The sequence below is a fragment of the Leifsonia araucanica genome (genome assembly GCF_051161895.1).
In the GTDB taxonomy this organism is placed as follows: domain Bacteria; phylum Actinomycetota; class Actinomycetes; order Actinomycetales; family Microbacteriaceae; genus Leifsonia.
On the sequence record NZ_JBMBTW010000002.1, the window covers coordinates 3,851,412 to 3,874,091 of the forward strand.

Sequence of the window (22,680 nt, forward strand, 5' to 3'; positions counted from 1 at the left end):
CAGCACATTCGTCCGAGATTTCCGCGCAAAGTTGACACACATTCATGGATGACAGTAATTTCACACCTAACCTTCCAACCAAGTCAAAGGGGTCATCCGTGTCCCATTCCCTGCGTCGCGCCGGCCTCGTCGGCATCGCAGTCGCCAGCGCGCTCGTCCTGAGCGCCTGCGGCGGCACTTCCAACAACGCGTCATCGTCCGGCGGGAAGTCGATCGTGGTCGACGCCTCGTTCGACCTGAAGACCGCAGACCCGAACCGCGAGTACGAGACCACCGGCGGCATGGTCGCCCACGCTCTCTACCAGACCCTCCTCACCTTCGACGGCAGCGATGTCTCGAAGCCGGTCGACGGGCTCGCCAGCTACACCATGTCGGCCGACAACAAGGTGCTCACCCTCACCATGAAGGGCGACTCCACGTTCTCGGACGGCTCCAAGGTCACCGCCGACGACGCCGTGTTCTCGCTGCAGCGCGTGCTCGGCATCAAGGGCAACCCGTCCTTCCTGCTCGACGGCATCACCGTGGCGAAGACCTCGGACACCACGCTGACGCTCACGTCGGCAGAGCCGAACCCCGCTCTCCCGTACATCCTTCCCAACCCGGCGCTCGGCGTCGTGAACAAGAAGGTCGTCGAGAAGAACGGCGGGTCGGCCACCGCAGACGACAAGGCGGAGTCCTTCCTCAACAAGACCTCGGCAGGCTCCGGCCCGTACATGCTCGAGTCGTTCGACGCCGCATCCCAGGTGGTGCTGAAGAAGAACCCGAAGTACAGCGGAAAGGCTCCGGCATACGACCGCGTCGTGCTCCGCAACGTGCAGGGACCGACCCAGAAGCTGAACGTGGAGGCGGGCGACTCCCAGATCGCACTCGACCTGAACCCCGACCAGGTCGCGGCCATCGACGCCTCCAAGGTCAACGTCATCTCGGCGGCGTCGCGATACACGATCTTCCTCCTGCTCAACCAGGACAAGGCCGTCGACCCGTTCACCAGCAACCCGGACTTCCTGGACGCCGTCAAGAAGGGGATCGACTACGACAAGATCCTCGACCTGGCCGGCAAGGGGTCCGAGCGGCCGGGCGGCGTCATCCCGTCGATCTTCATCGGCGCGCTGAAGGCGTCGGACGGCAACCAGTTCGACCTCAGCGGCGCGAAGGCGGCGCTCGCGAAGTCCGGATACAGCGGCCAGACGGTCAAGCTGAACTTCCCGAACGACATCACCGTGCAGGGCCTGTCGCTGCAGTCGGTCGCCGAGTCCATCCAGGCTCAGCTCAAGACCGTCGGAATCACCGTCCAGCTCGCCCCCGCGCCCGTCGCCACCGAGCTGGATGCGTACCGCAACGGCAAGGAGCCGATGGGACTCTGGTACTGGGGCCCGGACTTCCCGGACCCCTCGAACTACCTGGCGTTCACCCCCGGTGAACTGGTCGGCCTCCGCGCCGGCTGGACGGCGGATGCCGACCCGACCGTGAGCGACCTGGCAGCGAAGGCCAAGGCCGCGACCGGCACGGAGGAGCGCACCGCCGCCTACCAGGCGCTGCAGAAGGCGCAGAACGCCTCAGGGCCGTTCATTCCGCTGCTGCAGCCTGCGCAGAACGTGGTGACCGCGAAGTCCATCACGTCCCTGTCGCTCAACCCGCTCTGGACGATCGACTTTGCGGGCATCAAGTAAGACGCCTCCGGGCGAACGCGAGAGGAACGCGCCGGCGGGGATCCCCCCGCTGGCGCGTTACCTCGCGATCCGGCTCGGCATCACCGTCCTGCTCCTCTTCGGAGTCACGCTCGTCACGTTCACGCTGACCAACCTCGTCCCGGCAGACCCCGTGCAGGCGGCCCTCGGTGAGCAGGCAGCGGCCGACCCGGCGATCGTGCAGCAGTTCCGCGAGGCGCAGGGACTCGACAAGCCGCTGCCGGTGCAGTACCTCACCTACCTCGGTCACGTGCTCCAGGGCAACCTCGGCACGTCCACTCAGACGCACAACGCCGTCGCCTCCGACCTGTCGCGGGCGTTCCCCGCCACGATCGAGCTGGCGGTGACCGCGATCGTCATCTCGATCGTCCTGGGCATCGGCCTCGGCCTGATCGCCGCCCTCAAGCGGCGCACGTTCTGGGATCAGCTCATCCGGGTCATCAGCCTCATCGGCGTCTCGATGCCCGCGTTCTGGCTGGCGCTGGTCGTCTACTTCGTCTTCTTCTACCAGCTGCACCTGTTTCCCGGGTCGGGCCGGCTGGCACCGACGGCCATCGCGCCTCCGCAGGTCACGGGCCTCTATACCGTGGATGCGCTGCTCGCCGGCGACCTGCCGACGTTCTGGGATGCGGTCTACCACCTCATCCTTCCCGCCTCCGTGCTCGCGCTGTACACGATCGGCCTGCTGACCAGGTTCGCGCGCTCCGCCGTGCTCGAAGTCCTGGACCTCGACTACGTGCGTGCCGCCAGGGCCAAGGGCCTCCCGGCGCACACCGTGGTGTTCCGCTACGTGCTGCGCGGCTCGCTCGTGCCGATCATCACCGTGGTCGGCCTGGCGTTCGGCTCCTTGCTCTCCGGCACCGTGCTCGTCGAGAAGATCTACTCCTGGCACGGGCTCGGCGAGTACGCGTTCTCCGCGGCGACCAAGCTCGACCTCCCGGCCATCATGGGCGTCGGCCTCGTGGTCGGCTTCGTCTACATCGGGCTCAACCTGGTGGTCGACATCGCATACGGTCTGATCGACCCGAGAGTGAGGACGGCATGACCCAGGACGTTCTCTCCCGCGGGCTGCGCCGCCCGTTCCGCGCCAGGCTCAACGTGCCGCGCGCGATGCGGACGCCGCTCGCCGTCACCGGCGGCGCGATCGTGGTGGTGTGGTTGCTGGTCGCGATCCTCGCACCGTGGATCGCGCCGTACGACCCTCTCGCCCAGAGCTTCACCAAGCTGCTCGCCCCGAACCCGGTCAACTGGTTCGGCACCGACGAGGTGGGGAGGGATGTGCTCTCCCGCGTCATCGCGGGCGCCCGCGTCTCCATCCTGCTCGCGCTCCTGCTGGTGGCGTCGTCGCTGGTGATCGGCTCGATCCTCGGAGCCGTCGCCGGATACATCGGCAAGGCGGCCGATGAGATCATCATGCGCATCGCCGACCTGGTGTTCGCGTTCCCGACGATCATCCTCGCGATGGTGATCGCCGCATCCCTCGGCCCGAGCCTGACCAACGCGGTGATCGCGATGCTGATCGTGTCGTGGCCCGCATACGCCCGCGTCACCCGTTCGCTGGTGCTGGGGGCGCGCACGAGCGAGTACGTGATCGCGGGACGTCTGCTGGGCAACAGCCCGGTGGTGTCGCTGTCGAAGGACATCCTGCCCAACATCATCGCGCCGGTGTTCGTGCTGGCGACCCTGGATGTGGGCACGGCGATCCTGCTGCTGTCCGGCCTGTCGTTCCTCGGCCTCGGCGCTGTGCCGCCGACACCGGACTGGGGCGCGATGGTCTCGTCCGGCGTCCTCAACTTCTCGTCCTGGTGGATCGCCGTGTTCCCTGGGCTCGCGATCCTCTCCGTGGTGCTCGCGTTCAACTTCCTCGGGGACGCCCTGCGCGACTCCCTGGATCCGCGCACGGCTGAGAGCGTTCAGGGGAGGGCACTGTGAGCGGGTTGAGCATCCGGAACCTGACGATGTCGATCGGGTCAGGCGAGCGTGCGAAGCACATCCTGCGCGGCATCGACCTCGAGGTGCCAGCCGGCCGGATCACCGGGCTGGCCGGCGAGTCGGGGTCGGGCAAGACCATGACGGGGCTCGCGGCCCTCGGGCTGCTGCCCGCAGGATCGCAGACCGGCGGCACGATCGAGTTCGAGGGACGCAACCTGCTCGAACTGCGGGGAAGGGCGCTGAACGAGCTGCGCGGCTCGCGGGTCGCGATGGTGTTCCAGGATCCGACGGCGAGCCTGCACCCGATGCTCACGATCGAAGGGCAGCTCACCGACCACCTCAGAGCGCACCGCAAGATCTCCAAGAAGGAGGCCATTGCGCGCGCCATCGACACGCTCGAACTGGTGAAGGTGCCCGACCCGGCCGGTGCGCTGAAGAAGTACCCGCACCAGTTCTCCGGAGGCCAGCTGCAGCGCATCGCCATCGCGATGGCGATCATCTGCGGCCCGTCCGTGCTGGTCGCCGACGAGCCGACGACGGCGCTCGACGTGACCGTGCAGGCGGGCATCCTGCGGCTGCTGCGCACCCTGTGCGACGAGCTCGACCTCGCCGTGCTGCTCGTCACGCACGACCTCGGCGTGATGTCGGCGCTGGCGGACACGATCGCGGTGATGCGCAACGGAGAGATCGTCGAGCACGGCGACCGGTTCCAGATCATCACGGACCCGCAGAACGAATACACGCGCGCGCTCATCGACGCGCTGCCCAGCACCGACAGGGATGCATCATGAGCCTGCTCGACATCGAGGACCTCGTCGTCACGTACAAGCAGCCGGGGCGCGGGCGGCTGACCGCTGTCGACGGCGTCAGCCTGCGCCTCGACAAACGCCAGGTGCTCGGCCTCGTCGGCGAATCCGGATGCGGGAAGTCGACGATCGCCCGGGCCGTCTGCGGCCTCGAGCCCGTGCAGCACGGGAGCATCCACTTCGAGGGCGAGCCGGTGCGCAGGCTCGGGCTGCGGAAGCGGGACAAGGCTCAGCTGCGCATCCAGATGGTGTTCCAGAATCCGTATGCGTCGCTCAACCCGCGGAGGACCATTGCGAGCCAGCTGACCGACGGCCTGCGCATCAACCCGGACCGGTCGGCCTGGACGGTCGCGTCGCTGCTTGAAGCCGTCGAACTGGATGCGTCGGCCGCGACCAAGCACCCGCACGCGTTCTCGGGCGGCCAGCGTCAGCGGATCGCCATCGCGCGTGCCATCGCCACCGGCCCGGACCTGCTGATCGGCGACGAGCCGATCGCGTCGCTCGACGCCTCGCTGCAGGCGCGCGTGGCCGGGATGATGCGCACCCTGGCGATCGAGACGGGCGCTGCCCTGCTGTTCATCAGCCACGACCTCGCCATCGTGCGCGAGATCGCCGACGACGTCGCGGTGATGAGCGCCGGCCGCATCGTCGAGCGCGGCCCGGTCGCGGAGGTCTGGAACAACCCGCAGGCGAGCTACACGCGCCGTCTGCTCGCCGCCATCCCGAAGGTCGACGGCCTCGGCCAGCTCCCCGGCTGACCCGCGCCTCTCGGTCCCGGCCTCTCCGCTCAAGCGGACATCCGGTCGTGGGTGCGCGGCTTCTCCGCTCAAGCGGACATCTCCACGGCGCGTCGGCCCGATCTTCCGCCGTTGCGCGTCGTCCGGCCGAACTCCGTTCGAGCGGAGTTCGCGCCCGCCACGCCGTCGCGGACTCCGTTCGTGCGGAGTTTCGGGGCAGGGATGTCCGGTTCTCCGTTCGTGCGGAGTCTGGGGAGGTGGCGCCCTGTTCTCCGTTCGTGCGGAGGGTCGGGGGTGCGAGACTGCGACTGCTCGCGCGCGTTAAACACGAAAGCCGAGGCCGCTCCCTCGAGTGCTAGGTGTGCGAGGGAGCGCCTCGGCGGGGCGCCTCGTGCTGTGGCGGGTCTAGGAGGCCCGGCGTGCGCGGGCGGCGCGGCGCTTGAGCGCGCGGCGCTCGTCTTCGGAGAGGCCACCCCAGACGCCGGAGTCCTGTCCGGTCTCGAGGGCGTACTGGAGGCAGATCTCGGTCACGGTGCAGCGGGCGCACACGGACTTCGCCTTGTCGATCTGGTCGACGGCGGGCCCGGTGTTGCCGACGGGGAAGAAAAGCTCGGGGTCCGCTGTGAGGCAGGCAGCTTTGTCGCGCCAGTCCATGAAGATGTGCTCCTTGTTTGCTGATTGTTCCCCGGCCGCTACGGCCTAGGATGCATGGTAAGCAGTCGAGCTACAGGGTGAATGATCCGTGGGGGATAGACCTGCCCACGACCCTGTGAGCGCTAACTCGACCTCGAATATGCTCCCATAGCGCATAATCCGAATCAATAGTTTTGTATGAGATAACGCTGTGAACACAAGCGAGAAATGAATGAGTGCTAGAGTTCCGCCCCCCGATGGGGACCAGTCCGACCGTTCCACCGACCCCCGTCTCGACCGTCAGGGCGACCCTGTGAGCGCGGCGTCCGACGTCCACCGGCGGCCCCCTCTGCTGGTCGCGCTCGCCGTCCTGCTCTTCCTGGAGGCGCTGCTCGTCGCCGGGGCGGCGGTGTGGCTGCTCGTCGAACTGCTCACGGTCACGCCGGAGTCGTTCACGACGGCCGTCGCCATCCTGGTGCTCGTGGTCATCGCGGCCATCTGGGTGGTCGCGACCGCGATCGGAGCGCTCAGGGCGCAGAACTGGACGCGTGCGTCGGCGGTGACCATCCAGATCCTGCAGATCGCGGTCGCCGTCGGTTCCTTCCAGGGCCTCTACGCGCGTCCCGACCTCGGCTGGGCGCTGCTCGTCCCCGCGCTCGTCGGCATCGTCCTCGCCGTCTCGCCGCAGGTGGTCAAGGCCACGACGCGCAACACTGTGCAACACGAATAGGGCCGATGCGGGAACAAGTCGCAGACTCTGATGGTTATGGCAGACATCGTGACTGAAACATCCATCGCCCCGCTCGCCTCCTCATCCACCATCGACGAAGCCCGCGCCGGCCACCAGGCGTGGCGCGAGTGGCGTCTCGCCTCCGTCGTCGCGGCGACAGGCAACCTCAGCCTCATCGAGACCCGCTGGCTTGCCGAAGGCGACACGACGACCACTCAGGATGCGCTGGCCGGGCAGCCGGACACCGTCACGGCCACCGAGCTCACCCGCACCAACCTGGAGACGGGGCAGCCGGAGCGCGGCATCCGCCTCTGGGATGCGAACTCGCCGGCGATCCAGGCGTTCGAGACCATCACGGCGTTCCCGTTCAACCCGGAGTGGGTCATCGAGGCCACCTTCACGCCGGTCGACGGCGCCCGCACGGTTCCGTTCGAGCACATCCGCGACAACGGAGGCACCCGCGACCTCGTCGTCCCGGGCGACATCACCTTCAGCAAAGACGGCGTCGAATACTCGCTGAGCGCGTTCGACGACGACGGAACACTGCTGCTCGTGTTCGGCGACCCGACCAACGGCGCGGAGGGCGACGACGGCACGTACGGTTCCGGCCGCTTCCTGTTCGTGCAACACGACGGCGACAAGGCCGTCCTCGACTTCAACCGTGCGTTCGTGCCCCCGTGCGGTTTCTCGGACCAGTACAACTGTCCGCTCCCGCCGCGCAACAACCGCTTCGCCGTCCCTGTCGACGCGGGCGAGAAGGTCGTCGTGTTCCGCGACGGCTTCGCGCACTAGCGGCGGCGTACGGCGCGCGCGGTTGCGCGCGGCACGCGCAGCGCCCACCACAGCTTCACAGCACAGCAGCACAGCATCCCAACCCCCACCAGGAGAACTCCGTTGAGAAAGAAATCCCTTCTCGTCGTGCTCGCCACGGCCGTCGCCACCACTCTGGCTCTGGCCGGATGCGCGGGCGGCTCGTCGTCGTCGAGCGGCGCAGACGCATCCATCGCCATCGGCTCGCTGTATGAGCCCGTCAATCTCGACAACACGGCCGGTGGCGGCCAGGGTGTCACCGAGGCGCTGAACGGCAACGTCTACGAGGGCCTGTTCAAGCTCACCGACGACGGCAAGGTCGAGCCCCTGCTCGCCACGAAGTACACGATGAGCGACGACGGCCTCACGTACACGTTCACGCTGCGCGACGGCGTGAAATTCCACTCCGGCAAGGCGCTCACCAGCGCAGACGTCAAGAGCAGCATCGAGCGGGTGACCGCCGCCGACTCGCAGTCCGCGCGCAAGTCCCAGCTCGCCGTGATCTCCGGCATCGCGACCCCGGACGACAAGACCGTCGTCATCTCGCTGAAGTCGCGCTCGATCTCGCTGCCGTACAACCTCAGCTACATCTGGATCTACGGTCCTGGCACCAAGAACTACAAGACCGCGGAAGACGGCACCGGGCCGTACACGCTCGGCACCTGGAAGCGCGGGAGCTCGCTGAGCCTCGAGCGCTCGGCCGGCTACTGGGGCGACAAGGCGAAGAACAAGGAGGTCGTCTTCGACTACTTCACCGACGCCACCGCCCTCTCCAACGCCCTGGTGACCAACCAGGTGGACGTGGTCACCAGCATCCAGAGCCCGGATGCGCTCACCCAGTTCGACGGCAACAAGGACTACACGATCTCCAACGGCAAGTCCACGACGAAGGAGCTGCTGGCCTTCAACGACAAGGTCGCCCCCTTCGACAAGGTCGAGGTGCGCAAGGCCGTCTACTCGGCGATCGACACGAAGAAGCTGCTGAGCTCCATCTGGGGCAAGTACGGCACGCTGATCGGCTCGATGGTCCCGCCGAGCGACCCCTGGTACGAGGACCTCACGAAGGTGAACCCGTACGACGTGACGCTGGCCAAGAAGGAGCTGGCTGCCGCCGGTCTCCCGAACGGCTTCACGTTCACGCTGGACACCCCGACGTACGACCCGCACCCCGCCGTCGCCGAGTTCCTGAAGAGCGAGCTCGCCAAGGTCGGCATCACGGTGAACATCAACTCCATCTCGGCCGACGAGTGGTACACGAAGGTGTTCAAGAACCACGACTTCGCCGCCACCCTGCAGGAGCACGTCAACGACCGCGACGTGGTCTGGTACGGCAACCCGGACTTCTACTGGGGCTACGACAACCCGCAGGTGACCAAGTGGGTCGACGAGGCCGAGCAGGCGACCACCACCGCTGACCAGACCGCGAAGCTGAAGCTCGTCAACGAGCAGATCGCGAAGGACGCCGCCAGCGCCTGGCTGTACCTCTACCCGCAGATCGTGGTCGCGTCGAGCGACCTCAGCGGGTACCCGGTCAACGGGCTGAACTCCCAGTTCTACGCATACGACATCGTCAAGAAGTAGACAGGGGCGAGTTATCCACCGGATGCTCGGGGGGCCGTTCGCCGGCTCCCCGAGCATTTACTCTTGAGAACGTCATGGCCGTCTATCTTCTGCGTCGCTTCGCCTTCCTGGTGGTGTCGCTGCTGCTTGCCATGGTGGTCCTCTTCCTGCTGCTGAGGGTGCTGCCGGGCGACCCGTCCAACGCACTGCTGTCCGTGAACGCCACTCCGGAGCAGATCAAGGCCGCGCAGGAGCAGGTGGGCAGCGACCAGCCGCTGCTGCAGCAGTTCTTCTCCTGGTTCGGCCAGATGCTCACGCTCGACCTGGGGGAGTCGTTCGTCTCCTCGCTGCCGGTCGGGCCGGAGATCGCGTCCCGGCTGGCGGTGACCATCCCGCTCACGCTCATCTCGTTCGTGATCGCGCTCGCGCTCGCTCTCGTGATCGGGTTCGTCGCTGCCTGGAAGTCGGACACCTGGTATGGCGTCGCCCTGTCCGCCATCTCGCAACTCGGGATCGCCGTGCCCGTCTTCTGGGTCGGCATCCTGCTGGTGAGCGCCTTCTCGATCAATCTGCGGTGGTTCCCGTCCGGCGGCTTCCCGCGCGACGACTGGGCCGATCCCGGCGCAGCCCTCACGTCGCTCGCCCTCCCGGTGATCACGATCGCGGTGGTGATGAGCGCATCCATCGCCCGGTATGTGCGCAGCGCCACCCTGGATGTGATCGGCAGCGACTACCTCCGCAACTCGCGCGCCCTCGGGTCGAGCTTCGGCCAGGCCATGAGGAGGCACGGGCTGCGCAACGGCGCTGTGCCCGTCATCTCCATCCTGGGCATCGAGCTGGCGACGACCTTCCTCGGCGCCGTGGTGGTGGAGAGCGTGTTCACGCTGCCCGGGCTCGGAAGCATGCTGCTGCGCGCGATCCAGCAGCACGACTACCCGAACATCCAGGGCATCCTGTTCGTGAGCACCCTGGCCGTGCTGCTGATCGGCTTCGCGGCCGACCTGGTGCAGCGTCTCGTCGACCCGCGTCTGCGGCAGAGCATCTCGGGCAACCGATGAGCGCCATCGTCGACCAGGCCGCTGGACACGCGGGAGAGACCGGGCAGCAGCCGCCGGCGCGGGTGCGCAGGCGCCGGTCCGCGTCGCTCAGCATCGGCGCCGTGCTGGTGGGGATCGTCGTGGTGGTCGCCGTGGTCTCGTTCTTCTGGCTGCCGTACGCGCCGAGCGACACGGCGGGCGGCCGGCTCGAGCATCCGGATGCTGCACACTGGCTCGGCACGGACAAGCTCGGCCGCGACCTGCTCTCCCAGCTGATGGTGGGCGCGCGCATCGCGCTCGCGGTGGGTGTCGGCTCCGTCGCCATCGGGGCGCTCATCGGCATCACGCTCGGGCTGCTCGCCGCGTTCGCCACCACCTGGCTCGACGACACGATCTCGGCAGCGCTCGACATCCTGATCGCGTTCCCGACGCTGCTGCTCGCGATGCTGATCGTCGCGGCGCAGGGCGCATCGCTCGGCACGGCCATCCTCGCGATCGGCCTGGCGATGTCCGCCGTGGTCGCCCGGCTCACCCGCGTGCTCGCCAAACGTGTGCTCTCGATGCAGTACGTCACGGCGGCCCGCACGTCCGGCACGAGCTGGCTGGGCATCGTCGGCAAGCACATCCTGCCCAACATCTGGCCGACGCTCAGCGTGAACCTCGCTCTGCAGTTCGGCGTCGCCGTGCTGGCGGAGGCGAGCCTGTCGTACCTCGGGCTCGGCGCCCCGCCGCCGAACGCCTCGTGGGGCCGGCTGCTGCAGGAGGCCCAGGGAACGGTGGCGACGGCACCCGTCGGCGCGATCGCGCCCGGTGTTGCCCTCGTGGTGCTGGTGATCGGCGTCAACCTCGTCGCCGACGGGCTCCGCGACGTCGCAGACCCCACGAGGAGGCGATCCCGATGAGCGATTCCACCGAACGGGATGCGGAGACGCTGCTCGACGTGCGCCGGCTCGGCGTCACCTCGGCGTCCGGCGCACCGCTCGTGCGCGACGTGACGTTCAGCGTCGCGGCGGGGGAGCGGCTGAGCCTGATCGGCGAGTCCGGCTCCGGCAAGTCGCTCACGTCGTTCGCCGTCACCGGGCTGCTGCCGGCCGGGCTCGTCGCATCCGGGAGCGCCCTGCTCGGCGGCGTGGAGGTGGTCGGTGCGAAGGAGCGCGATCTGGTCGCGCTGCGCGGACGCGTCGCGTCCGTGGTCTTCCAGGAGCCGCTCACCGCCCTCGACCCGCTGATGCGCCTCGGCAAGCAGGTCGCGGAACCCCTGCGTCGGCACCTCGGGCTCCGCGGAGACGCGCTGCACCGCGCCGTGCTCGACGCGCTCGCCGAGGTGCGGCTGCCGGAGCCGGAGCGGATCGCCCGCGCGTACCCGCACGAGATCTCCGGCGGTCAGCGGCAGCGCGTCGCCATCGCGGCCGCCCTCGCCTGCCGCCCGCAGCTGCTCATCGCCGACGAGCCGACCACCGCGCTCGACGTGACCGTGCAGGCGGAGATCCTGTCGCTCATCGACGCCATCGTGGCCGAGCGCGGCATGGCGCTGGTGTTCGTGAGCCACGATCTCGCCGTCGTCTCCCGGATGACGGAGCGCGCGCTCGTCCTCAGGGCCGGCCGGGTGGTCGAGGAGGGCAGCATCCAGCGGCTCCTCACGGCCCCCAGCGACCCGTACACGATCGAACTCGTCGCCAGCGCACGCGAACTCGACAGAGCCCTGGAGGTGTCGTGAGCGCCATCCTGGAGCTTCGTGAGGCCGGTTTCCGCTATCGGCGCGCATCCACTGCCGCGCTGGACGCCGTCTCGCTCGCCGTCGAGCCCGGCCGCAACGTCGGCCTGGTCGGAGAGTCCGGTGCAGGCAAGACCACCGCGCTGTCCCTGCTGCTCGGGCTGACCAGCCCGACGAGCGGCGAGCTCCTGTTCGACGGAACGCCCCTCGACCGCCGCGACAGGGCCAGGATGCGCGAGTTCCGCCGCAGCGTGCAGACGGTGTTCCAAGACCCGTACTCGTCGCTCGACCCCCGGCAGAGCGTCGGCCGTATCATCGCGGAGCCGCTGACCAGCCTGAAGGTCGCCTCCGGTCAGGATGCGCGCGACAGGGTGGCCGAGGCGCTCACGGCCGTCGGCCTGCCGGTGGATGCCGCTGCGCGCTTCCCGCACGAGTTCTCCGGCGGCCAGCGGCAGCGCATCGCCATCGCGCGCGCCGTGGTCTCCCGGCCGAGGGTGCTGCTCGCCGACGAGCCGGTGAGCGCGCTCGACGTGACGACGCGCATCCAGATCATCGACCTGCTCGGCGAACTGAGCAGGCGGGAGGGCATGACCGTCGTCATGGTCTCGCACGACCTCGGCGTCGTCGCGTCGCTGTGCGACCAGACGGTCGTGCTGCGCGGAGGCCGCGTGGTCGAGCAGGGCGCCACGACCGAGGTCCTCGGCCGTCCGCAGGACCCGTACACGCAGCGACTGCTCGCCTCGGTGCCGCGACTGCCCGCCTAGCCGAGGCAGCAGCTCAGTCGATGCCGAGCTTCTTGCGCAGCATCGCGACGTGGCCGGTGGCCTTCACATTGTAGAGCGGGAGGCGGACGGTGCCGTCCGGGTTCAGGACGAACGTCGAGCGGATGACGCCGGTGACGGTCTTGCCGTAGAGCTTCTTCTCCCCGTACGCGCCGTATGCCTGGTGCACGGCGAGGTCTTCGTCGCTCAGCAGCGGGAAGTTGAGGCCCTCCTGCTCCTGGAACTGCTTGTTCTTGGCCGGGGCGTCCTTGGAGATGCCGATGACCTGGTAGCCGGCGGACGCCAGCGAGTTGAGGTTGTCGCGGAAGTCGCAGGCCTCCGTGGTGCAGCCGGGGGTCATGGCCGCCGGGTAGAAGTACACGATCACGTTCTTGCCCGCGTAGTCGCCGAGCGAGAAGGGCGCGCCGTCCTGGTCTGTGAGCGTGAACGCCGGGGCGGCGTCTCCCGCTTCGAGTCGCACATCAGTCATGGCTTCATTCTCGCGCACCAGTAGGCCGCGCGGGCGAATCGGGCTCGGGTCGACGACAGCTCGCGCGGCGACCGCTCAGGCGAACGTCGCGAGCAGCCGCTGCAGCGAGTCCAGCCGCGCGCGCCCCGTCTCGCCGAGCGCTCCGGCTTCGACGGCCTCCACGATCGCGCAGTCCGGCGCATCCGGCAGGTGCGTGCATCCCCGCGGGCAGTCCTCGGCGAGTTCGGCGAGGTCGGTGAACGACTTCAGGATGCTGTCGGTGTTGATGTGCCCGAGCCCGAACGACCGCACGCCCGGGGTGTCGATGACCCAGCCGTGACCTTCGGCGTTCTCCACCCGCAGCGACACGGTCGACGACGACGTGTGCCTGCCGCGGCCGGTCACCACGTTCACATGGCCCGTCGCGCGCATCGCGCCCGGCACGATCTCGTTGACCAGCGTCGACTTGCCGACGCCGGAGTGCCCGACCACCACCGTGTCGTGCCCCACCAGGGCGGCCTTGATCGCCTCCACTGGGATGTGGTCCTCCCTGCTCGTGAACACGGGCAGGTCGAGCCCGGCGAAGTTCTCCAGGAACGGCACAGGGTCGGCGAGGTCGATCTTCGTGACGCAGAGCATCGGGGTGATGCCGGCGTCGTACGCGGCGACCAGATAGCGGTCGACCAGTCGGGTTCTCGGCTCAGGATTCGCGGCGGCCACGACGATGAGCATCTGGTCGGCGTTGGCGACGATCACCCGCTCGACCTCGTCCGTGTCGTCCGCGCTCCTCCGCAGCAGGGTGGTGCGCGGCTCGATGCGGACGATCCGGCCGAGCGTGCCGTCCTCGCCGGTCGTGTCCCCGACCACGGCGACGCGGTCGCCGGTCACGATGGCCTGCTTGCGCAGCTCGCTGGCGCGGGCCGCCGTCATCTGCCGTTCGTCCGGGGTGTCCTCGTCGAGGAGCACCGTGTACCTTCCGCGGTCGACGCCGAGCACCCGCGCGATCTGCGCATCCCCGTGCTCCGGCCTCGTCTTGGTGCGCGGCCGGTTGCCCTTCGGGTTGGGGCGGCTCCGGATGCTGGACTCGTCGAACTCGGAGTACGCCTCGTCGTCGTCATCGTCGTCGTCCCACCACGACCCGGTGTTCTCCGTCACGCTGCGTTCTCCGTCACGCTGGGGCGGTGCCTTCCTCGACCAGGCGAGCCCAGAGCTGCGTGAACTGGGGGAGGGTCTTCGCGGTCGTGGCGACGTTCTCGATCTCGACGCCGGGAACCACCAGGCCGATGATCGCGCCTGCCGTGGCCATCCGGTGGTCCTCGTAGCTGCGCCACACGCCGCCGGTCAGCGGACGCGGCTCGATGCGCAGGCCGTCCTCGAGCTCGGTGACCGCACCTCCGAGACCGTTGATCTCGGCGACCAGCGCCGCCAGCCTGTCCGTCTCGTGGTGCCGGATGTGCCCGATGCCGGTGATCTCGCTCGGTCCGTCCGCCAGTGCGGCGATGGCGACCAGTGCGGGAGCGAGCTCTCCGCCCGTCGTCAGGTCGAGGGCGACACCCGGGATGCGGTCTCCGCCGGTCACCGTGAGACGGTCGCCGTCGCGGGTGACCGTCGCGCCGAACAGCGGGAGGAGGTCGGCCAGGTCTGCGCCGACCTGCGTCGTGTGCTCCGGCCATCCGGTGAACGTCACGGAGCCTCCGGTGACGACCGCCGCCGCCAGGAACGGCGCCGCGTTGGAGAGGTCCGGCTCGATGTCGACGTCGCGGGCGCCGATCGTGCCAGGCGCGACGACCCAGCGGCCCACCTCGGGCGACTCGACCGTCACGCCGCGCGCCGCGAGCGTCTGGATGGTCATCTCGATGTGCGGAAGGCTCGGGAGGCGCTCGCCGGAGTGGGTGAGGTCGATGCCGTTCTCGAACCGGCTGGCGGAGAGTAGCAGCGCGCTGACGAACTGGCTGGACGACGATGCGTCGATCGTGATGGCGCCGCCGGCGACCGTGCCCGTGCCGTGCACGGTGAACGGCAGGGAGCCGCGGCCGTCGTCGTTGACGTCGACGCCGAGGTCGCGCAGCGAGGAGATGATCGACGACATCGGCCGGCCGCGGGCCGAGTCGTCCGCGTCGAACATCGTCGGCCCGAGCGCCAGGCCGGCGATCGGGGGAACGAACCGCATCACGGTGCCAGCCTGGCCGCACTCGATGGTCGTGCTGCCGAGCAGCTCGTCGGCGGGCGTCACCAGGAGGTCGTCGCCGAACTCGCTCGCGCCCTTCTTCGCCTCGATGCCGACGCCGAGGGCGCGCAGCGCCTCCACCATGTTCTCGCTGTCGCGCGAGTGCAGAGGGGCGCGCAGCAGCGACGGCCCGTCTGCGAGAGCGGAGAGCACCAGCTCCCTCGCCGTCAGCGATTTGGAGCCTGGCAGCGACACGGATGCGGTGAGCGGACCGGTCGCGACGGGCGCCGGCCACAGCGTGTTCGGCTCGTCGGCACGGTTGTCGCCGTACGGATCGAACTCTGGCGCGGAATATTTCGAGATCAGCATCGTTGTCAAGGGTATCCGCGTTTTCGACCGAAGGAAGGAAAGTCTGTGACCCTCACGAGCGCCGTCCTGGACTCTCCGCGCGTGGATACACGCGCGGAACTAGACTTGCCCGTGATGACCACCGCAACTGACGACCTCGGTCCGCTCTTCGAAGAGCAGGCGCTGCAGTACATGGACCAGCTGTACGCAGCGGCTCTCCGCATGACCAGAAACCCTGCCGACGCGCAAGATCTGGTGCAGGAGACCTTCGTCAAGGCATACGCGGCGTTCAACCAGTTCCAGCAGGGCACCAACCTGAAGGCCTGGCTGTACCGCATCCTCACGAACACCTTCATCAACACCTACCGCAAGAAGCAGCGCGAGCCGTACCAGGGCACGATCGACGAGCTCGAGGACTGGCAGCTCGGCGGCGCGGAGTCGACCACCGCATCCACCAGCCGTTCGGCTGAGGCTGAGGCGATCGACCACCTGCCAGACAGTGCCGTCAAAGACGCGCTGCAGGCCATTCCGGAAGACTTCAGGATGGCCGTGTACTTCGCTGATGTCGAAGGCTTCTCCTATCAGGAGATCGCCGACATCATGAAGACCCCGATCGGCACCGTGATGAGCCGCCTGCACCGCGGCCGCCGGATGCTGAGGGAGCTTCTCACCGACTACGCGCACGAGCGGGGACTTTCCGCCGTGCAAACACCCAGGAGCACGAAATGACCGACTGCGGCTGCGACAAGGCCAAACAGGACCTCGAGGAATACCTGCGCAACGAACTCTGCAGCGAAGATGCTGCCGACATCCGCGAGCACCTCGCCACCTGCAATGGATGCGCTGACGAAGCGCACCTGAGCGTCGTCCTCACCGAGGTGGTGCAGCGGGCGTGCAAGGAGACGGCGCCGGAGACGCTGCGCGAGGAAGTGCTGCTGCGCATCCGGGGCTTCCAGGCCACCCACTGAGCGAGCCGGCACGGACCGGGGCGACGGCAGCTCCCGCTACCGCAGCTCCCGCTACCGCACCTGGTGCAGGAGGAACAGCCCGCCCAGCGGGTCGGTGACCTGCGCGAACCGTCCGAACTCGCTGTCCCACGGGTCGCGGATGACGGTCCCGCCCAGCTCGACCACACGGGCGCACGACTCCTCGGCGTTCTGCACGCCGAAGTACACCACCCAGTGCGACGGCACGCCCTCCGGAAGCATCTTGTCCGCGTCGTAGACGCCACCCGCCGGCATCCCGTCCGGGCCGAACGTGCAGTAGCGGAAGTCGGCGGTGTCGCCGAGCACCTGCGTCTGCCAGTTGAACACCTTCGTGTAGAAGTCGACCTGCGTCGCGTAGCTGCGCGCGTACAGCTCGTGCCAGGCCGGCCCGCCGATCTCCGCGACCAGCTCGAACCCGCGGTGCGCTCCGGGCTCCCAGAGCCCGACCACAGCGCCGCCAGGGTCGGCGATGACGGCCATCCTGCCCTGGTCGCCGACGGTCATCGCGGGGGAGTAGACCTCCGCCCCGGCGTCGACGGCCGCTCGCTCGGACGCATCCACGTCCTCGACGAGCAGGTAGGTGAGCCAGGAGTTCGGCTGCGCGTCGCCCATCACGGCTCCGAGACCGGCGACGGCGTGCCCGTCGCGGCGGAACGTGACGTAGCCGCCGTACTCCCCGCCCGCCTCCTCGGCCGTCCAGCCGAACAGGGCGGTGTAGAACTCCGTGGCCCGGGGAACGTCTGAGCTCGCATAGTCGACCCAGCATGGCTCCCCGAGGCGGTGCTTCGTCACGACAGTCATGCCGTCACCATACGCGCGGCCGCCGCAAACGGCGAGGGGCGCCTCGCGCTGACGCGAGACGCCCCTGACAGGACCGGGATGCGGTTACAGTGTGAGCGCGCGCTGGATCAGCACGCTCTGCTCCTGCGCGTGACGCTTGGCCGAACCGGCGGCGGGCGACGCCGACGCCGCCCGCGAGATGACACCGAGCGGGCGCGGGCCCAGCTTGGAGGTCTCGAGGATCATGTACGGCCAGGCGCCCTGGTTCTCCGGCTCGTCCTGCACCCACACCAGTTCGGCGTTGGGGTACGAGTCGACGACGGCCTTCAGTTCGGCGGCGGGGAGCGGGTAGTACTGCTCGACGCGGACGAGGGCGATCTCCGGGTTCGGGTTCTTCTGCAGCTCGTTGGCGAGGTCGTAGTAGAGCTTGCCCGCCATCAGCAGCACGCGCTTGACGGCGCCCTTGTCGCTGATCCTGGCGTCGTCGATGACCGGCTCGAACTTGCCCTGCGTGAAGTCGCCGACCTCACTGGATGCTCCGCGCAGTCGCAGCATCGCCTTCGGGGTGAAGACGACGAGCGGGCGGCGCGGGCGGGCGTACGCCTGACGGCGCAGCAGGTGGAAGTACGACGCGGGCGTCGACGGACGCGCGACGGTCATGTTGTTCTCCGCACACAGCTGCAGGTAGCGCTCGATGCGCGCACTGGAGTGGTCCGGTCCCTGACCCTCGTAGCCGTGCGGGAGCAGCAGGACGAGCGACGAGCGCTGGCCCCACTTCTGCTCGGCGGACGACACGAACTCGTCGATGATGGTCTGGGCGCCGTTGGCGAAGTCGCCGAACTGCGCCTCCCACAGGACGAGGGCATCCGGTCGCTCGACCGAGTATCCATACTCGAAGCCCATCGCCGCGTACTCGCTCAGCAGCGAGTCGTAGATCCAGAACTTGGCCTGGTTGTCGCTGAGGTTCGCCAGCGGCAGCCACTCCTGGCCGTTCGAGCGGTCGTGGAACACGGCGTGACGCTGCACGAAGGTGCCGCGCCGGGTGTCCTGGCCCGCCATGCGGACCGGGGTGCCCTCGAGCAGGAGCGAACCGAGGGCGAGCAGCTCGCCGAAGCCCCAGTCGATGCCGCCGTTGCGGCTCATCTCTCCGCGCTTGGCGAGGAGCTGCTGCAGCTTCGGGTGCACGGTGAAGCCGGCAGGCGGGTTGTTGAACGCGTCGCCGATGAGGTGGATGACCTGCTCGCTGACGGCCGTGGTCTCCGGCTCCCCGACGTTGTCCTCCTGCTGGGCGGCAGGCAGTTCGAGGTCGGCGACCGCTCCTTCGCCGGTGACCACCGGCGTCGAGTTGGTCTGCGCGGCGTGCGTCTCCATGAAGGCGCGCTCCAGGCGCTCCTGGAAGTCGCGGTGCGCCTGCTCGTACTCTTCCTCTGTGATGTCGCCGCGGCCGACGAGGGCCTCGGTGTACAGGCGGCGCACCGAGCGCTTGGCCTCGATGAGGTTGTACATGAGCGGCTGCGTCATCGAGGGGTCGTCCCCCTCGTTGTGGCCGCGGCGGCGGTAGCAGATGAGGTCGATGACCACGTCGCGCTTGAACTCCTGGCGGTACTCGAACGCCAGCTGGGCGACGCGGACGACGGCCTCCGGGTCGTCGCCGTTCACGTGGAAGATCGGCGCCTGGATGGTCTTGGCCACGTCGGTCGAGTACACCGACGAGCGGGACTCGGTGGGCGGCGTGGTGAAGCCGACCTGGTTGTTGATGTTGACGTGGATGGTGCCGCCGGTGCGGTACGCCCGCAGCTGCGACATCTGCAGCGTCTCGACGACGATGCCCTGGCCGGCCATCGCGGCGTCACCGTGGATGAGCACGGGCAGCGTGAGGAAGGTGTTCGGCGGTCGGCGGTCCTGCTTGGCGCGGACGATGCCTTCCAGCACGCCGTCGACGGCTTCGAGGTGCGACGGGTTCGCGGCCAGGTAGACCGGGATCTCCTCGCCGTCCGCCCCGCGGAAGGTGCCCTCGGTGCCGAGGTGGTACTTGACGTCGCCGGAGCCCTGCACCGTGCGGGGGTCCTGCGTGCCCTCGAACTCGCGGAAGATCTGACCGTACGTCTTGCCGGCGATGTTGGTGAGGACGTTGAGGCGGCCGCGGTGGGCCATCGCGATCGCGACCTCGTCGAGCTTCTCGGTCGCCGCACCCTCGAGGATCGCATCCAGGAGGGCGATGGTGGACTCTCCGCCTTCGAGGCTGAACCGCTTCTGGCCGACGTACTTGGTCTGCAGGAAGGTCTCGAACGCCTCGGCCTCGTTCAGCTTGCCGAGGATGCGGAGCTGCTCGTCGTGCGACGGCTTCTCGTAGCCGCGCTCGACCTTGTCCTGGATCCACTTGCGCTGGGCGGGGTCCTGGATGTGCATGTACTCGATGCCGACCGTGCGGCAGTACGAGTCGCGCAGCACGCCGAGGATGTCGCGGAGCAGCATCTTGCGCTTGTCCCCGCCGAACTGGCCGGTGACGAACTCGCGGTCGAGGTCCCAGAAGGTGAGGCCGTGGCTCGCGATGTCGAGGTCGGGGTGCGAACGCTGGACGTACTCGAGCGGGTCGATGTCGGCCATCAGGTGGCCGCGCACGCGGAACGCGTTGATCAGCTCCTGCACGCGGGCGGTCTTGTCGACGGCGCTCGCGAGGTCGACGCTGATGTCCGGCGCCCAGCGGATCGGCTCGTACGGGATGCGCAGCGCGGCGAAGATGTCCTCGTAGAAGCTGCGCTTGCCGATCAGCATCTCGTGCACGATCTTCAGGAACTCGCCGGAGCCTGCACCCTGGATGACGCGGTGGTCGTAGGTGCTGGTGAGCGTGATGGTCTTGCCGATGGCGAGCCCGGCGAGCGTCTTCTCGCTCGACCCCTGGAACTCGGCAGGGTATTCGAGGGCGCCGGCGCCGATGATGGCGCCCTGGCCCTTCATCAGGCGGGGCACGGAGTGCACGGTGCCGATGCCGCCCGGGTTGGTGAGCGAGATGGTGGTTCCCGCGAAGTCGCCTGCGCCCAGCTTGTTGTTGCGGGCGCGGCTGACCAGGTCTTCGTATGCGGCGAGGTACTCGCCGAAGCCCATCGTGTCCGCACGCTTGATGCTCGGGACGAGGAGGGCGCGGGTGCCGTCCGGCTTGGGGAGGTCGATCGCGATGCCGAGGTTGACGTGGGCAGGCGCGACGAGCGACGGCTTGCCGTCGATCACGTCGTAGTACACGTTCTGGCTCGGGAACTCCTTGAGCGCCTGGATCAGCGCCCAGCCGATCAGGTGCGTGAACGAGACCTTGCCGCCGCGGGCGCGCTTCAGGTGGTTGTTGATGACGATGCGGTTGTCGATCATCAGCTTGGCCGGGATGGTGCGGACGCTGGTGGCGGTCGGCACGGTGAGCGACGCATCCATGTTGGTGGCGAGCGTCTTGGACATGCCGCGGAGCGGGGTGATCTTGTCCTGTGTCTCCGGCGCGCCGTCCTCACCGGAGACGACGGTCTGCGGGGCGGTGACGGGGGCGTCGGCCGGCACGGGCTGCGGCTTCGGCGCGATCGAGGTGGTGCGTGCGACGGGCTGGGCGCCGATGACCGGGATGGGCGCGGTGACGGGATGTGCGTCGCCTGCCGGCGTCGACGGCTCGGCAGGGGTGGGTGCTGTCGGCTCCGCCGGCGTGGGGGCCAGCGGCTCCGTCGGGGACGGTGCTGTCGGCTCCGCCGGGGTGGGGGCCGGGGTCTCGCTGGGGGAGGGGGTGGATGCCTGACCGTCGTCCTTCACGGTCGGCTGGTAGCTCTCGAGGATCGGCCACCAGGACTTGTCGACCGAATTCTTGTCGACGACGAACTGCTCGTACAGTTCGTCGACGAGCCATTCATTGGCTCCGAATTCGCCCGACGATCCGTCGTCGGTTCCCACTCCGGTCAGTTGGCTCGACACAGCCGCTCGCCCACTCTCTCCATTGATTCTTTGTTGCCAGGCAGCACGGTCACCACCCGTTTCCATCCAGTCATCAAGCCTAATCCCTTCCGGCGCCTGGTGCGGGCGCTCGCCCGTGAGGGATACCGTTATTCCCATGCAGTTCTATGGAACGACCCCGCGCCACGATCTCACATACTCCGACGTGTTCCTCGTGCCGTCGAGATCCAACGTGACGAGCCGCCTCGACGTGTCGCTCGCGCCCAACGACGGCACCGGTGCGACCATCCCGATCGTGTCCGCCAACATGAACTCGGTGACCGGCAAACGCCTTGCCGCGACCCTCGCCCGCCGCGGCGGTCTCGGGGTGCTGCCGCAGGACATGCACCTGCAGGACCTCGACGACGCGATCCGCTGGGTCAAGGCGCAGCCCGTCGCGTTCGACACCCCGTACTCCGCGTCTCCGGAGGAGACGGTCGCCGACGCGCTCCGCCGCGTGCCGGCCCTGGAGGGCCACGGCATCGTCATCCACGACACCGACGGGAAGTACCTCGGCTGCCTCGCCGCGACGCAGCTCGGTTCAGCCCTCCCGGATGCGCGCCTCGGCGACCTCCTGCACGGAGCCCTCACCGCCCTCGACGCCGAAGACCTGCCGGACGGCCGCGCCGCCTTCGACGTGATGAGCGCCGCCGGACTCGAGTTCGCCCCCGTGCTCGACCACGGCCGCGTCGTCGGTACCCTCAGCCAGAAGAGCGCGATGCGCTCCACGATCTATCAGCCGGCTCTCGATGTGCACGGCCGCCTCCGCGTCGCGGCCGCCGTCGGCATCAACGGCGACGTCGCGAGCAAGGCGAAGGCGCTCGCGGCCGCCGGAGTGGACGTGCTGGTCATCGACACGGCGCACGGCGACCAGGACGGGATGCGCCGCGCCATCCACACGGTCAAGGGCCTCGGGCTCGGCCTGCCGATCGTGGCGGGCAACGTGGTCACCGAGCAGGCCGTCCGCGACCTCGTCTCCGCCGGCGCCGACATCCTCAAGGTGGGCGTCGGACCCGGCGCGATGTGCACCACCCGCATGATGACCGCCGTCGGCCGCCCGCAGTTCTCCGCGGTGCTGGAGACCTCGGAGGCCGCCCGCGAGCTCGGCGCTCACGTCTGGGCGGACGGCGGAGTGCGCTACCCGCGCGACGTCGCCCTCGCGCTCGCCGCCGGTGGCGCGTCGGTGATGATCGGCTCCTGGTTCGCCGGGACCATCGAGGCGCCCGGCCTCCTCGACCGGGATGCGAACGGCCAGCTCTTCAAGGAGAGCTGGGGTATGGCGAGCACCAAGGCGGTCAAGGGCCGCTTCGAGCGACTCGACGCGTACGAGCTGGCCAGGAAGACCCTCTTCGCGGAGGGCATCTCCAGCTCGCGCATCTACCTCGACCCGCAGCGCCCGTCCGTCGAAGACCTGCTCGACATGATCACGACGGGCGTGCGCAGCTCGTTCACATACGCGGGAGCGCGCTCGGTGCCGGAGTTCCACGAGCGTGCGCTGGTGGGCATCCAGTCGGCCGCGGGCTACGAGGAGGGCAAGGCGCTGCCGGTCTCCTGGTAGG

21 protein-coding genes are annotated in these 22,680 nt (G+C 68.7%); 15 read left to right on the forward strand and 6 right to left on the reverse strand.

Annotation, left to right across the window (positions count from 1 at the left end; all coding sequences use genetic code 11):
• The first annotated feature begins 98 nt into the window (after window positions 1-98).
• From ACN6M5_RS18445 to ACN6M5_RS18465, 5 genes are read left to right on the forward strand one after another with little or no spacing between them, the layout of a single operon-like run.
• Entirely contained in the window at window positions 99-1,670 is a 1,572-nt protein-coding gene (locus tag ACN6M5_RS18445; RefSeq protein WP_434952113.1) for an ABC transporter substrate-binding protein, read from the forward strand.
• On the forward strand, window positions 1,654-2,733 hold the full coding sequence (locus tag ACN6M5_RS18450) for an ABC transporter permease (protein ID WP_247597315.1): 1,080 nt from the start codon (window positions 1,654-1,656) through the stop codon (window positions 2,731-2,733). The genes ACN6M5_RS18445 and ACN6M5_RS18450 overlap by 17 nt, the downstream gene beginning before the upstream one ends.
• A complete protein-coding gene (locus tag ACN6M5_RS18455; protein ID WP_085369950.1) occupies window positions 2,730-3,620 on the forward strand; it encodes an ABC transporter permease in 891 nt (296 codons plus the stop codon). Before ACN6M5_RS18450 ends, ACN6M5_RS18455 begins: the two co-directional genes overlap by 4 nt.
• Window positions 3,617-4,411 carry an ABC transporter ATP-binding protein gene (locus ACN6M5_RS18460; RefSeq protein WP_247597316.1) on the forward strand — a complete coding sequence of 265 codons (795 nt, stop codon included), beginning with the start codon at window positions 3,617-3,619 and terminating at the stop codon, window positions 4,409-4,411. Before ACN6M5_RS18455 ends, ACN6M5_RS18460 begins: the two co-directional genes overlap by 4 nt.
• Window positions 4,408-5,184: an ABC transporter ATP-binding protein gene (locus ACN6M5_RS18465; RefSeq protein WP_085369951.1), complete on the forward strand. Its 777-nt coding sequence runs from the start codon at window positions 4,408-4,410 to the stop codon at window positions 5,182-5,184. The genes ACN6M5_RS18460 and ACN6M5_RS18465 overlap by 4 nt, the downstream gene beginning before the upstream one ends.
• Before the next feature lie 384 nt (window positions 5,185-5,568).
• On the opposite strand, the gene ACN6M5_RS18470 is transcribed toward ACN6M5_RS18465, so the two are convergent.
• A complete protein-coding gene (locus ACN6M5_RS18470) occupies window positions 5,569-5,817 on the reverse strand; it encodes a WhiB family transcriptional regulator (protein ID WP_055890939.1) in 249 nt (82 codons plus the stop codon).
• A gap of 292 nt (window positions 5,818-6,109) precedes the next feature.
• On the opposite strand from ACN6M5_RS18470, the gene ACN6M5_RS18475 reads away from it, so the two are divergent.
• From ACN6M5_RS18475 to ACN6M5_RS18505, 7 genes are all read left to right on the forward strand, one after another.
• Window positions 6,110-6,526: a hypothetical protein gene (locus tag ACN6M5_RS18475; RefSeq protein WP_168688905.1), complete on the forward strand. Its 417-nt coding sequence runs from the start codon at window positions 6,110-6,112 to the stop codon at window positions 6,524-6,526.
• A gap of 36 nt (window positions 6,527-6,562) precedes the next feature.
• Window positions 6,563-7,318, forward strand: a complete 756-nt coding sequence (locus ACN6M5_RS18480) for a DUF1684 domain-containing protein (protein ID WP_434952117.1) — start codon at window positions 6,563-6,565, stop codon at window positions 7,316-7,318.
• 102 nt (window positions 7,319-7,420) lie between these two features.
• On the forward strand, window positions 7,421-8,917 hold the full coding sequence (locus ACN6M5_RS18485; protein ID WP_434952119.1) for an ABC transporter substrate-binding protein: 1,497 nt from the start codon (window positions 7,421-7,423) through the stop codon (window positions 8,915-8,917).
• Window positions 8,918-8,991: 74 nt separating this feature from the next.
• Window positions 8,992-9,954, forward strand: coding sequence for an ABC transporter permease (locus ACN6M5_RS18490; protein ID WP_085369955.1), 963 nt, complete (start codon window positions 8,992-8,994; stop codon window positions 9,952-9,954).
• Window positions 9,951-10,835, forward strand: a complete 885-nt coding sequence (locus ACN6M5_RS18495) for an ABC transporter permease (RefSeq protein WP_168688908.1) — start codon at window positions 9,951-9,953, stop codon at window positions 10,833-10,835. Before ACN6M5_RS18490 ends, ACN6M5_RS18495 begins: the two co-directional genes overlap by 4 nt.
• Window positions 10,832-11,650 (forward strand): ATP-binding cassette domain-containing protein, encoded by an 819-nt coding sequence (locus ACN6M5_RS18500; RefSeq protein WP_434952122.1) that lies wholly within the window; start codon window positions 10,832-10,834, stop codon window positions 11,648-11,650. The genes ACN6M5_RS18495 and ACN6M5_RS18500 overlap by 4 nt, the downstream gene beginning before the upstream one ends.
• The gene (locus ACN6M5_RS18505) at window positions 11,647-12,411 is read left to right on the forward strand and encodes an ABC transporter ATP-binding protein (protein ID WP_434952124.1); all 765 of its coding nucleotides are present in this window, start codon (window positions 11,647-11,649) and stop codon (window positions 12,409-12,411) included. The genes ACN6M5_RS18500 and ACN6M5_RS18505 overlap by 4 nt, the downstream gene beginning before the upstream one ends.
• A gap of 13 nt (window positions 12,412-12,424) precedes the next feature.
• On the opposite strand, the gene bcp is transcribed toward ACN6M5_RS18505, so the two are convergent.
• From bcp to aroA, 3 genes are all read right to left on the reverse strand, one after another.
• Entirely contained in the window at window positions 12,425-12,898 is a 474-nt protein-coding gene (bcp, locus tag ACN6M5_RS18510; RefSeq protein ID WP_434952126.1) for a thioredoxin-dependent thiol peroxidase, read from the reverse strand.
• Between the two features lie 75 nt (window positions 12,899-12,973).
• The gene (gene rsgA / locus ACN6M5_RS18515; RefSeq protein WP_434952128.1) at window positions 12,974-14,032 is read right to left on the reverse strand and encodes a ribosome small subunit-dependent GTPase A; all 1,059 of its coding nucleotides are present in this window, start codon (window positions 14,030-14,032) and stop codon (window positions 12,974-12,976) included.
• Between the two features lie 13 nt (window positions 14,033-14,045).
• Window positions 14,046-15,413: a 3-phosphoshikimate 1-carboxyvinyltransferase gene (gene aroA, locus ACN6M5_RS18520; protein ID WP_434952130.1), complete on the reverse strand. Its 1,368-nt coding sequence runs from the start codon at window positions 15,411-15,413 to the stop codon at window positions 14,046-14,048.
• A 114-nt stretch (window positions 15,414-15,527) separates the two neighbouring features.
• Here aroA and ACN6M5_RS18525 point away from each other — a divergent pair, with 114 nt between their 5' ends.
• Entirely contained in the window at window positions 15,528-16,121 is a 594-nt protein-coding gene (locus tag ACN6M5_RS18525; RefSeq protein WP_247597317.1) for a sigma-70 family RNA polymerase sigma factor, read from the forward strand.
• A complete protein-coding gene (locus ACN6M5_RS18530) occupies window positions 16,118-16,360 on the forward strand; it encodes a zf-HC2 domain-containing protein (RefSeq protein WP_085369963.1) in 243 nt (80 codons plus the stop codon). Before ACN6M5_RS18525 ends, ACN6M5_RS18530 begins: the two co-directional genes overlap by 4 nt.
• A 51-nt stretch (window positions 16,361-16,411) precedes the next feature.
• Here the strand turns inward: ACN6M5_RS18530 and ACN6M5_RS18535 are convergent, their stop codons facing one another.
• Entirely contained in the window at window positions 16,412-17,179 is a 768-nt protein-coding gene (locus ACN6M5_RS18535) for a VOC family protein (RefSeq protein WP_434952133.1), read from the reverse strand.
• Window positions 17,180-17,263: 84 nt separating this feature from the next.
• Complete coding sequence (locus tag ACN6M5_RS18540) at window positions 17,264-21,103, reverse strand: multifunctional oxoglutarate decarboxylase/oxoglutarate dehydrogenase thiamine pyrophosphate-binding subunit/dihydrolipoyllysine-residue succinyltransferase subunit (protein WP_434952135.1); 3,840 nt, start codon at window positions 21,101-21,103, stop codon at window positions 17,264-17,266.
• A 136-nt stretch (window positions 21,104-21,239) separates the two neighbouring features.
• Here ACN6M5_RS18540 and guaB1 point away from each other — a divergent pair, with 136 nt between their 5' ends.
• Window positions 21,240-22,679, forward strand: coding sequence for a GMP reductase (guaB1, locus tag ACN6M5_RS18545; protein ID WP_434952137.1), 1,440 nt, complete (start codon window positions 21,240-21,242; stop codon window positions 22,677-22,679).
• The last annotated feature ends 1 nt before the right edge of the window (window position 22,680 follow it).